Below are 11602 nucleotides of genomic sequence, written 5' to 3'. Positions count from 1 at the left end.
GAGTCCCCCATCCCTACATCGTCCGCGAGCGTTCCTCGCGCTGGATCCTGGAGCTGCCGGTCGCGGTGGCGTGCGGTGCGGCCTGGTACCTGTTCGCGACGAGGGTCGTGCACGCCTCGATGTTCTTCGGGCTGGTGGGCCTCGGCGTCGCCGGCTACGGCATCTTCAGGGTGATCCGGCCGAACCCGTCGCTGAGGGCCGGGCCCGACGGGTTGCAGCTGGGTGGAGTGAGCGTGCCCTGGCAGTCGGTCCGCGAGGTGGTGCTCGCGCTGCCCGCCGTCCAGACCGAACCCTCTCCCGCCGTCGAGGTCGCGCTGCGGCTGCACCACGGCGCCCCCTTGCCGGAAGGGCTGGACTCCATCGTCTACGACCCGCGCGACCCCGGCGCGACGCATTTCGGCCGGTCCTTCGGGCCGGGCCGGATCGATCCGGGGTCGCTGGCCGCGGCCGTGAGCGCCTATGGTCGTGCCGCCGTCATCGAGTCGAGGGCCGGCACGGAGCGGAGGATCGGATGAACGACGCGGTGCACTCTTTGCTGTTCCCGCTCTTCACATTGTTCGGCGGGGTCTTCGTCGTGGTGGGCGTCCGCACGGTGCTGGGGCACCGGCGGTTCCTGCGCAACGCCGTCCGGGTGCCCGGGACGGTGACGGCGCTTCGCAGCGAGCGCTCGTCGAACCAGTCCTCCTACTCCTCCACCAGCCGGTCGGTGGTCTACCGTCCGATCCTGCGCTTCACCACGCTGGACGGCCGGATCGTCGAGACCGCGAGCCCCTTCGCGGCCAACCCGGCGCCCGCGCGCGTGGGCGCGTCCCTGGAAGTGCTCTACGACCCCGCCGACCCGACCAGCGCCCGGCACGCGGGCACCGGCGGCAGCGGCACCTTCCACGGCCTGATCTTCGCCGCCGCCGGGACGCTGTTCGCCGTCATCGGGCTCATCGGCGACGTGAACATGCTCCGCTGATCCTCTTGACCCGGGCATGGGGACATGCCTAACGTGCCGGGGGTAAGAGGTCTTACCTTTCGGAGGCAAGAGTGAATCAGCCACCCGGTTTCCTCGCTCACTACGAGGGGGATTCGGTCGCGGTCGCCGTCGGCGACGTCGCGGCGGGGCCGGCGCAGTGCGGTTACCTGCGCGGCCCGGACGCCGTCGACCTGGAGGTGCTCCAGGACATCCCGCTCGGGCACAAGGTCGCCCTCGTCGACATCAAGAAGGGCGAGGACGTGCGGGAGTACGGGGCCCGCACTGCGGTCGCGTCCGCGGACATCAGGAAGGGCGAGTACGTCCACGTTCACAATGTGAGGAGCGCGCGGTGGCAGAACAGCACGGCCTGACCGGGTACCGCCGGGAGAACGGCACGGTCGGCATCCGGAACCACACGGTCATCCTCCCCGTCGACGACCTGTCGAACGCGGCGGCCGAGGCGGTCGCGCAGGTCGTGCCCGGCACCCTCGCCCTCCCGCACGCCTACGGGCGGCTCCAGTTCGGCGAGGACCTCGAACTGTTCTTCCGCACGCTCATCGGCACCGGCCGCAACCCCAACGTGGGCAGCGTCGTCGTCATCGGCATCGAGCCCAACTGGACGAACCGGATCGTCGAGGGCATCGCCAAGACCGGCAAGCCGGTCGAGGGCCTCGCCATCGAGGGCGTCGGCGACCTGCGCACCATCGAGCGGGCCTCCCGGATCGCCCAGCGGTTCCTGCAGGCCGACAGCGAGCGCGCCCGCGAGCGGGTCGAGCGCGGCGAGATCATGATGTCGATCAAGTGCGGGGAGTCCGACACCACCAGCGGGCTCGGCTCCTGCCCGACGACGGCCGAGGCCGTCGACCGGTGGGTGGACGCCGGCGGCACCGTGCTGTTCGGCGAGACCAGCGAGCTGACCGGCGGCGAGCACCTGATCGCCGACCGCTGCGTGAACGACGAGGTCCGCGGCCGGTTCCAGGGCATCTACGACGACTACCTGGCGATGATCGAGCGGACCGGCGCCAACCTCCTCGGCTCCCAGCCCACCCAGGGCAACATCGCGGGCGGCCTGTCCACGATCGAGGAGAAGGCGATGGGCAACGTCGCCAAGACCGGGTCGAAGCCCGTCGTCGGCGCGCTCGGCCCCGCGGAGGAGCCCGAGTCGGGACCGGGGCTGTACTTCATGGACTCCTCCTCGGCCGCCGCCGAGTGCATCACGCTCATGGCGGCCGGCGGCGCGGCGATCCACCTGTTCCCCACCGGCCAGGGCAACGTCATCGGCAACCCCATCGAGCCGGTGATCAAGCTGACGGCGAACCCGTCCACGGCGGCGAACATGGGCGAGCACATGGACTACGACTGCTCCGGCCTGCTGCGCCGGGAGATCACCCTCCCGCAGGCGGGCGACGGCCTGATGGACGTCATCGACCGGACGGTCAACGGCCGCCTCACCTGCGCGGAGTCCCTCGGGCACCGCGAGTTCGTGCTGACCCGCCTCTACCAGAGCGCCTGACATGGGAGTGGACGTCGCGGTCGTCGAGGACGTGTGGGGCGCGCCGTTCGAGGCGCTGGCCGGCCGCCGCAGCGTGCTCCGCGACCCCGGCGTCTGGTCCGCGCCCGACCGGCTGCGCGCCGTCGCGGGCGAGGCCGGTGCTCTCGTGGTGCGCAACCGCACCCAGGTGACGCGCGAGCTGCTCGGCTCGGCACCCGGCCTGCGCGTGGTCGCGCGGGCCGGGGTCGGGCTGGACAACATCGACCTGGACGCCGCGGCCGAACTCGGCGTCACCGTGGTCGCGGCGCTGGGCGCCAACGCCGCGAGCGTCGCCGAGCACACGCTCGGGCTGGCGCTCAGCGTCTCCCGGCACGTGCTGGAACTCGACCGCGAGGTCCGGGCGGGCACCTGGCGCCGGGTCCCGGGGCGCGAGCTGGCGGGAGGCACGTGGGGCCTGCTGTCGGCCGGCGCCACGGCCCGGGCGACCGCACGTCTGGCGCGCGGCCTCGGCATGCGCGTCGTCGCCTACGACCCCTACATATCGGACGACCATCCCGGCATCCGCGAGATGGGCATCGAACTGCTCTCACTAGAGCGCACCGTCGCCGAGTCGGACGTGCTTAGCGTCCATCTCCCGGCGACCGCGTCCACCACCCGTCTCGTCGACGCGGAGCTTCTCGCCCGTTGCAAGCCCGGCGCCATCCTGGTCAGCGTCGGACGCGGCGAGGTCGTGGACGAGCAGGCTCTGGCATCGGCGCTGGAGAGCGGGCATCTGGCAGGGGCCGGCCTGGACGTCCGCGCCAGCGAACCCCCGGCGGCGGGCCCCTTGGACGGGATGCCCAACGTCGTCCTCACCCCCCACGTCGCGGGCATCACCGTCCAGTCGCAGGCCCGGATCGCGCAGATCCTGTGCGACGACATCGAGGCAGTGCTGGACGACCGCACCCCGGCCCACGCCGTCACACCCGTACAAGGAGGCCGCAGATGAAGGTCCCGCTGGGGCACGCGCGCCGGCTCGCACGCGACCTGCTGACCGACGCCGGGCTCGCGGACGAGCGCGCGGAGACCACCGCACGGGCGATCACCCTCGCGGACGCGTGGGGCATCGGCTCCCACGGCCTGTTCCGGCTGCCCTACTACCTCGACCGGATGGCGGCGGGCGGGCATCCGCCCGGCGCCGAGCTGAAGACCCGCACCGACACCGGCCCCCTGGTGTTCCTCGAAGGCGGCGGCGGGCTCGGGCACTGGCAGGTCGCCGCCGCCGCGGAGACGGCGGTGGAACGGTCCGGGCGGTACGGGGTGGCGGCGGTCGCCGTGAGCGACAGCGGCCACTGCGGAGCCCTCGGCGTCTACGCGCTGGAGATCGCCCGCGCCGGGCGGGTCGGCCTCATCTTCTCCAACGGGCCCGCGGCGCTGCCGCCGTGGGGAGGCGACAAGGCGCTGCTGTCGACGTCGCCCATCGCGGCCGGGATACCGCTGACGCCTCGTCCGGCGGTGGTCGACCTGGCGCTCAGCACGGTCGCGCGGGGCAAGGTCGGGGCCAAGGCGAAGGCGGGGGAGACCCTGCCCGAGGGATGGGCCCTCGACAGCGCGGGCCGGCCCACTACCGACCCACGCGAGGCGCTCGCCGGGATGCTCGCCCCACTCGGCGGCGCCAAGGGGTACGCGCTCGCCTTCATGGTCGAGGCGCTGACCGGCGGCCTGGTCGGACCCCAGCTGTCCCGCGACGTGGCCGACCCGTTCGCCGCCGGCGACCAGGGGAGCCCGCAGCGGATCGCGCACCTCGTCCTCGCGCTCGACCCCGCGCTCGGCGACCCCGCCGACGGCGGCGCCGCCGCCCGTGACCGCCTCGCCGGGCTGGCGGACGAGATCACCGCCGCGGGCGGCCGGGTCCCCGGCACGGGACGCGCCGCGCCCGGCGAACTGGCCGACGACGACGAGATCGAGGTCGACGCGGCCGTACTCGACGAACTGCGGACCCGCGCCGCCCGCCATGGCCCGGCCGGCGAAGGCGGCCGACAGAGAGGACCGGCATGACCCTGCTCGTCCGCGTGGCCCGCAGCGACCCGGGCGCCCCCGCCGAATTCCGGGTCGAGACGTTCCATCCGATGACCGTGCTCGACGTCCTGCTGGCCATCCAGCGCGAACACGAGCCCTCGCTGGGGTTCCGGTTCTCCTGCCGCGTCGCCATGTGCGGGACGTGCACGATCCGCGTGGACGGCCGGTCCGCGCTGGCCTGCCAGACCGTCCTGCCCGAGGACGCCACGCGCCTCCGGCTCGACCCGGCCGCGGGCTTCCCCGTCGTCCGGGACCTCATCACCGACACCACCCCGTTCTGGGAGCAGTGGGCGCGGATCACCCCGTACGTCGTGCCGGCCGACGACGCCGTCGGCGGCGAGCCGGCCGTGATCCCCCCGGACTCAGCGGAACGCGAGGCCATCGACCCGGCACTCGACTGCATCCAGTGCGGGGCGTGCTTCTCCAGCTGCGGCATCGCGGGACAGCCCCGCACGTTCCTCGGCCCGGCCGCGCTCAACCGCGCCCTCGTCCTCATCCAGGACTCGCGCGACACGGCGACGCGGGAGCGCAGGGAACTGGTCGCCGGCGCGGACGGCGTCGACCGGTGCCACTACATCTACGGCTGCACGGGCTCCTGCCCGAAGGGACTCGACCCGGCCCGGTCGATCCGGCGGCTCCGCAAGGGAGGTCGCGATGACGGCTGACACGCCGGACTACGAGGAGATCGTCACCGACGTCGCCATCGTGGGCAGCGGCGGGGCGGGCCTGATGTGCGCCCTGCACTGCCACGAGGCCGACCCCGGGCTCGACATCACCGTCATCAGCAAGGGCGCGGTCGGCCGCTCCGGCTGCACCCGCATGGTCCAGGGCGGGTTCAACGCGGTGCTCGACCCGGGCGACTCGGTGGACGCGCACTTCCGCGACACCCTCGCGGGCGGCAAGTACCTCAACGACCAGGACCTCGCCTGGACCCTCGTCAACGACGCCCCCGGCGTGATCCGCGAGCTGGAGACCAGGGTCGGCTGCTTCTTCGACCGCCGCCCGGACGGGCGGATCAAGCAGAAGGCGTTCGCCGGCCAGTCGTTCGACCGCACGGTGCACCGCGGCGACCTCACCGGTATCGAGATCATGAGCCGGCTGCGGGACCAGATGCTGCGCATCGCGGCGCGCGAGCTGGAGGACGTCCGGGCGCTCGACCTGGTGTTCGACGCCGCCGGACGGCTCGCCGGGCTGACCTGCCTGGAGGTGCAGACCGGCCGGTTCCTGCTGGTGCGCGCCCGGGTGGTGGTCGTCGCGACCGGCGGCGCCGCCACCATGTACCGGATCGCCGCGCCGGCACGGGAGAAGACCGGCGACGGAGTGGCGATGTGCCTGCGCGCCGGCCTGCCGGTCCGCGACATGGAGATGCTGCAGTTCCACCCGACGGGCCTGCTCACCGGCCGCTCCCGGATGACGGGCGCCGTGCTGGAGGAGGGCCTGCGCGGCGCCGGGGCGCACCTGTACAACGCGCGGGGCGAGCGGTACATGGAGCGCTACGACCCGGAGCGGATGGAGCGGTCGACCCGCGACGTCGTCTCCCGGGCGAGCTACACCGAGATCGTCGAGGGCCGCGGCACCGAGGCGGGCGGGGTGTTCATCGACATCTCCCACCTGGGCGCGGAGTGGGTCGAGCGCACCTTCAAGGGCATGGTGGAGCGCACCCGGCTGTTCGGCGGCGACCTCGCGCGCCGGCCCGTCGAGGTGTCGCCCACCGCGCACTTCCACATGGGCGGCGTGCTCATCGACACGGACTGCCGCACCGACGTGCCCGGCCTGCTGGTCGCGGGCGAGGACGCGGGCGGCGTCCACGGCGCGAACCGGCTCGGCGGCAACGGCGTCGCCGAGTCGACGGTGTTCGGCGCGCGCGCCGGTGACACCGCCGCCCGGCTGGCCCGCGAGCGCGTGCACGGCGACGCCGACCCGAACGCGGTGGGGGAGTCGTTCTCCCGGGCCACCGCGCCGCTGCGCTCCGCGGGCGGCGAGCTGCCCTACCCGCTCACCGCCGAGCTCAAGGACCTCATGTGGCAGAGCTGCGGGGTCGTCCGGCGGCGGGACCGGCTGGAGGACGCCCGCGAGCGCCTCGCCGAGCTCGCCGACCGCGCCGCCCGGCTCTCGGTGCCCGGCCCGGTGGCGTTCAACCCGGCCTGGCAGGAGTCCCTCGACCTGGTCAACCAGCTGACCGTCGCCCGGGTCATCGTCGAGTCCGCCCTCGCCAGGGACGAGACGCGCGGAGCGCACGCCCGCTCGGACTTCCCGGATTCGGGCGACGACGGCGACCTGCACTACATCGTCGCGACCCCGGCCGGGGAGGACGTCCCGCGGCTCACGACCCGGCCGGTGGAGTACGGCCGGCTCCGTCCGCAGGAGGCCGCGTCGTGATCGCGCAACTGGTCTTCCTGGCGGGGTTCACGGTCGTCACCGCCGTCATCATCGCGTTCACCGGCATGGTGGCCGTGGGCGCGCGCCGCACCGACGGCGGGACGCACGTGGGCGCGGTACTGCGCAGCCGCCTCGCGCGCCGGTCCTACGACCGCGGCGAGGGCAACCGGTGGGCGTTCTATGCGCACCGCGTCAGCGGGTTCGCCGTCTTCGCGTTCCTGGCACTGCACATCCTCGACGTGAGCGCGTACGCGTGGTCGCCGGGGATGTACGACGACGTCCACGAGCTGTACTCGACCGTCCCGATGCGGGTGTTCGAGTGCGGGCTGCTGGCGGCGCTGGCCTTCCACGCGCTGAACGGGCTGCGGCTGGTGGCGATCGACGTGTGGGACGTCGGGCCGGTGGGGGCGGCCCGGCTGCTGGACGCGGTCGCCGGGCTCACGGCGGTGCTCACGCTGGGCGGCGCCGTCGTGATCATGTGGCCGGCGCTGGGGGGCTAGGAGGACGTGGACACCGTGGAACCGACGACGACGCGTACCGATACGCGTACGCGCACCCGCCCGGGCCGGATCGGCGGCCGGAGCTTCTTGATCATCCGGGGCACCGGCGTGCTGCTCGCCGTGCTGGCGCTCGGGCACTTCGCCGTGACGCACCTGGTGAACGATGTGGCGCAGACGGACGCCACGTTCATCGCCCGGCGCTGGAGCTCGGCGCTCTGGGTGGTGTGGGACGGGCTGCTGCTGGTCACGGCCCTCGCGCACGTGGGCACGGCCTCGGTGGCCGTCGTCCGCGACTACTGGACCGATCCGGCGGGCCAGCGCCGGATGCTGGCGGCGCTGCGCGGCCTGCTGCTGGTGCTGCTGGTCATCGGGGCCGTCACCCTGCTCTTCGCGGCCGGTTGAGCCGCGACGTTAAAGTGTAGTACACCTACCAAAAAGATAGGAAATACGCCCGGGAACGCTGAGGTACGACCTCTTCCTCCCCCACCCCAAGGAGTGAGGTAACGCAATGAAAGCGGACACGACGGCGGAGCGCCCCGCCGGTGAGCCATTGCTCACCGTGGAGAGCGCCCGCGTCGGCTACCAGACGGACGGCCGGTTCCAGACGGCCGTCCAGGACGTGAGCTTCGACATCTATCCGGGCGAGAACATCATGCTGCTCGGGCCGTCCGGATGCGGCAAGTCCACCCTGCTCAAGACGATCGCCGGGTTCATCGAGCCGTCCGGCGGCACCGTGCGGATCTCCGGCCGGACCGACCTCGCGCCGGGCCCCGACCGCGCGGTCGTGTTCCAGGAGTTCGACCAGCTCTTCCCGTGGCACACGGTCGAGGGAAACCTCACCTACCCGCTGCGGGTGAACGGCAGCAGCAGGCAGGAGGCCAAGCGCCTCGCCGGCGAGTACCTGGAGCTGATGGGGCTCGTCCACGCGGCCGGCCGCTACCCGCACCAACTCTCGGGCGGGATGAAGCAGCGGGTGGCGATCGCCCGCGCGATGGCGCTGCGGCCGCTGATGCTGCTCATGGACGAGCCGTTCGGCGCCCTCGACGCGCAGACCAGGTCCCGGCTCCAGCGCGAGCTGAAGGACGTCGCCGCACGCAACGACGTCACGATCCTCTTCGTGACGCACAGCATCCAGGAGGCGGTGTTCGTCGGCCACCGCGTGGTCGTGCTGACCCCGCCGCCCTCCACGGTCCGGGAGGTGGTCGACGTCTCCGGACTCGACGACCCGACCTCGCCGGAGTTCGTGGCCGCGCTGCGCCGGCTGCGGTCGCTGCTGACCGAGGACGGCGAAGAGCCGGACGACATGGCGTTCGAGTAGGGAGAGCGGTCCGATGAGCGAAGCCATGACCAAGACGGTCGGCGCTGCCGAACCGGTCGGCCCGGGCCGTCCGCGGGGCCGCCGCAGAACCTGGGGCGACCTGCCCGTGGTGCCCCGGCGCCTGATCATCCTCGCGGTGATCCTGGTCGCCTGGCAGGCGTACGTGTCCTTCTCGGGCGTCAACCAGCTGCTGGTCTCCGGTCCGGTGGACGTGGCGAAGACGATGGCCGAGGGGATCGCGGACGGCGACCTGCTGCGGTCCACCGCGACGACCCTGCAGATCCTCTTCGGCGGCATGGCGGCCGGCATGCTGATCGCCGCCGTGCTGACCACGCTGGCGTCGTGGACGCGGCTGGGCGAGGACATCCTCGTGCTGCTGACCTCGATGCTCAACCCGCTGCCGTCCATCGCGGTGCTGCCGCTCGCCATCCTCTGGTTCGGGATGAACAGCACCTCGCTGATGTTCGTCATCGCCAACTCGGTGATCTGGCCGATCGCGATCAACGTCAGCAACGGGTTCCGCACCGTCAACCCGACGATCATGGCGGTCGGCCGCAACATCGGCCTGTCCGGCGTGCGGATCGTCAAGGACGTGCTGATCCCGGCCGCGCTGCCGAACATCATCGCCGGGCTGAAGACCGGCTGGGCGTTCGGCTGGCGCACGATCATCGCCGCCGAACTGGTCTTCGGCGTCGCGGGCGGCAAGGGCGGGCTCGGGTTCTTCATCAACGACGCGCGGACGTTCATGCGCACCTCAGAGGTGTTCGCCGGCCTGGTCACGATCGCCGTCATCGGCATCGCGCTGGAGCTGGTCTTCACCTGGATCGAGCGCCGCACCGTCGTCCGGTGGGGCACCAAGACCGGCTGACGGCCCTCCCACCCCGGCCGCGGGCGCGCGTGCCCGCGGCCGGCCTCACCCGAAGGGAAACAGATGGGCTTCCTGACTCGGCCCAGGCGGCGTGCGCTGCTCGCGACGCTGTCGGCGGGGATGCTGGCGGTCTCGGCGGGCGCGTGCGCGGCCGGCGCCAGCGGCCCCACCGACGAGATCACCATCGCCTACCAGCCGGGGATCGGCTACGCGCCGCTGCTCGTGGCCAAGCAGCAGAAGGTGCTGGAGAAGCAGTTCCCCAAGAAGAAGATCAGCTGGCGGATGCTCAACTCCGGCCAGGCCATCCGGGACGGCATGGTCTCCCGGGACATCCAGGTCGGCTCCGGCGGCATCGGCCCGTTCATCGTCGGCGCCAGCAACGGCCTGCCCTGGAAGATCGTCATCGGGCTGGACAACGCGAACCTGCAGCTGATGTCCAAGAAGTACGGCTCGCTGGCGGACCTGCGCGGCAAGGGGAAGATCGCCATGCCCGGCCCCGACTCGATCCAGGCGGTGGTGCTGCGCAAGGCGGCCGAGAAGCAGCTCGGCGACGCCGAGGCGCTGGACACCCAGATCGTCTCCATGGGGCACCCCGACGGGCTGCAGGCACTGCTGTCCGGGCAGCTCGCCGGCCATCTCACCTCCCCGCCGTACCAGATGAAGGAGCAGAAGAGCGGCGCCCGGGCGATCGTCCGCAGCTACGACGTCTTCGGCGAGCACACCTTCAACGGCGTCTACGTGCTGTCGGACTTCCGCAAGTACAACCCCGAGTTCGTCAAGGGACTGCAGGACGCCGTCGCGTCGTCGGCGAAGCTGCTGAAGGACGACCCCCGCCAGGCCGCCGCGATCCTTTCCGCGGAGTCCGGCGGGAAGGTGCCCGCGGCGGAGCTGGAACAGCAGATCACCGCCGGGGACATCAGCTACGCCACCAAGCCGACGGGATACATGGCCTTCGCCCGGTTCATGAAGAAGATCGGCCTGATCGAGAAAATCCCGGCCAGCGGCTCGGACTACTTCTTCGCCAACCAATTCACCAAGGGAGGGACCTGAGCCCCGATCGGCGCGGACCGGGCGGCCGCCGGGGGGACGGGAGATCTGCGGATGCCGGTAATATCGAGCGCGAAAGTGATCTCGTTAATGCGGAATAAAGGGGGCGCGGGTGGATAGCGGAGTTCCCGACGTCGGCTGGCGCCCGGTCAAACCGAGCGGTCACCTCCCCGAACGCGTGGTGACCCAGATCAGCGAGCTGATCGTCGCCGATCGGCTCAAGCCGGGCGACCGCCTCCCGCCGGAGCGCGAACTCGCCGTCCTGCTGGGGGTGAGCCGGCCGGTCGTCCGCGAGGCGGTCCGCGTCCTCGCCGCCAGGGGGCAGGTGAGCGTGCGGCACGGCCGCGGCATCTTCGTCGAGACGCCCCAAGCGGCACAGGACCTGCGCGCCGCCATCGCCGGGGAGCAGGTCGGCCTGCAGGAGCTGTTCGACATGCGCGAGGTGCTGGAGGTAGCGGCCGTCGGCTGGGCCGCCGCCAACGCCTCGGCCGACGATGTGGCGCCGCTGCGCGAGGCGCTCGCCCGGCTGGACGAGGCCGCCTCCCCGGACAGCCCCGACTTCCCGACCCTCCAGCTGCTCGACTCCGCGTTCCACCTCAAGATCGTGGAGATCGCCCGCAACCGCTTCCTGCTGAAGACGGTCGGGGTGCTGCAGGACATGATGCACGCGAGCATGCAGACGACGCTGTCGCTCCCCGGGCGCATCCAGGTGTCGCGTGTCTGCCACCACGAGATCCTCGACGCGATCGTCGCCAACGACCCGGCCGAGGCGGTTCGGGCCATGCGCGACCACCTGGAGTCCGCGCGTTCCGCGGCCCTGTCCCGGCTCGAAGAGAAGCGGCGGACCGTCGCCGACTGACAGTGAGGATGTAGGTGAGCACCTCCCGGCGGGGTCTGACCCACCGACTGACTGACCAAGGGTCCTCAACCGGATCTGTCGATCTGGCCGGGAGGTGCTCGTGTGCGCTCACCGGACACG

Annotated in this window: 14 protein-coding genes; all 14 read left to right on the top strand. The window is 72.2% G+C overall.

Annotated elements, in window-relative coordinates; genetic code table 11:
* Positions 1-515, top strand: a 515-nt coding sequence (locus E1293_RS48000; RefSeq protein ID WP_207939329.1) for a hypothetical protein, incomplete at its 5' end; no start/stop codon positions are given.
* Entirely contained in the window at positions 512-961 is a 450-nt protein-coding gene (locus E1293_RS37880; protein WP_132203445.1) for a DUF3592 domain-containing protein, read from the top strand. The genes E1293_RS48000 and E1293_RS37880, both read left to right, overlap by 4 nt.
* A gap of 71 nt (positions 962-1032) precedes the next feature.
* A complete protein-coding gene (locus E1293_RS37875; RefSeq protein WP_132203444.1) occupies positions 1033-1332 on the top strand; it encodes a UxaA family hydrolase in 300 nt (99 codons plus the stop codon).
* On the top strand, positions 1311-2474 hold the full coding sequence (locus E1293_RS37870; RefSeq protein WP_132203443.1) for a UxaA family hydrolase: 1164 nt from the start codon (positions 1311-1313) through the stop codon (positions 2472-2474). Before E1293_RS37875 ends, E1293_RS37870 begins: the two co-directional genes overlap by 22 nt.
* Position 2475: 1 nt before the next feature.
* Positions 2476-3441: an NAD(P)-dependent oxidoreductase gene (locus tag E1293_RS37865; RefSeq protein WP_132203442.1), complete on the top strand. Its 966-nt coding sequence runs from the start codon at positions 2476-2478 to the stop codon at positions 3439-3441.
* Complete coding sequence (locus E1293_RS37860) at positions 3438-4490, top strand: Ldh family oxidoreductase (RefSeq protein WP_132203440.1); 1053 nt, start codon at positions 3438-3440, stop codon at positions 4488-4490. The genes E1293_RS37865 and E1293_RS37860 overlap by 4 nt, the downstream gene beginning before the upstream one ends.
* A complete protein-coding gene (locus tag E1293_RS37855) occupies positions 4487-5176 on the top strand; it encodes a succinate dehydrogenase/fumarate reductase iron-sulfur subunit (protein ID WP_132203438.1) in 690 nt (229 codons plus the stop codon). Before E1293_RS37860 ends, E1293_RS37855 begins: the two co-directional genes overlap by 4 nt.
* Complete coding sequence (locus tag E1293_RS37850) at positions 5166-6890, top strand: FAD-dependent oxidoreductase (protein WP_132203436.1); 1725 nt, start codon at positions 5166-5168, stop codon at positions 6888-6890. The genes E1293_RS37855 and E1293_RS37850 overlap by 11 nt, the downstream gene beginning before the upstream one ends.
* Entirely contained in the window at positions 6887-7390 is a 504-nt protein-coding gene (gene sdhC, locus E1293_RS37845) for a succinate dehydrogenase, cytochrome b556 subunit (RefSeq protein ID WP_207939328.1), read from the top strand. The genes E1293_RS37850 and sdhC overlap by 4 nt, the downstream gene beginning before the upstream one ends.
* A gap of 6 nt (positions 7391-7396) precedes the next feature.
* Positions 7397-7792, top strand: coding sequence for a succinate dehydrogenase/fumarate reductase transmembrane subunit (locus tag E1293_RS37840; protein WP_132203434.1), 396 nt, complete (start codon positions 7397-7399; stop codon positions 7790-7792).
* Between the two features lie 106 nt (positions 7793-7898).
* Complete coding sequence (locus E1293_RS37835) at positions 7899-8708, top strand: ABC transporter ATP-binding protein (RefSeq protein WP_132203432.1); 810 nt, start codon at positions 7899-7901, stop codon at positions 8706-8708.
* A 13-nt stretch (positions 8709-8721) separates the two neighbouring features.
* Positions 8722-9576, top strand: a complete 855-nt coding sequence (locus tag E1293_RS37830) for an ABC transporter permease (RefSeq protein ID WP_207939327.1) — start codon at positions 8722-8724, stop codon at positions 9574-9576.
* A 63-nt stretch (positions 9577-9639) separates the two neighbouring features.
* Positions 9640-10626, top strand: a complete 987-nt coding sequence (locus tag E1293_RS37825) for an ABC transporter substrate-binding protein (RefSeq protein WP_132203430.1) — start codon at positions 9640-9642, stop codon at positions 10624-10626.
* A gap of 109 nt (positions 10627-10735) precedes the next feature.
* Positions 10736-11482, top strand: a complete 747-nt coding sequence (locus tag E1293_RS37820; protein WP_132203428.1) for a FadR/GntR family transcriptional regulator — start codon at positions 10736-10738, stop codon at positions 11480-11482.
* The last annotated feature ends 120 nt before the right edge of the window (positions 11483-11602 follow it).

The sequence above is a fragment of the Actinomadura darangshiensis genome (genome assembly GCF_004349235.1).
GTDB lineage: Bacteria > Actinomycetota > Actinomycetes > Streptosporangiales > Streptosporangiaceae > Spirillospora > Spirillospora darangshiensis.
This window is presented reverse-complemented; position numbering and strand designations above follow the sequence as displayed.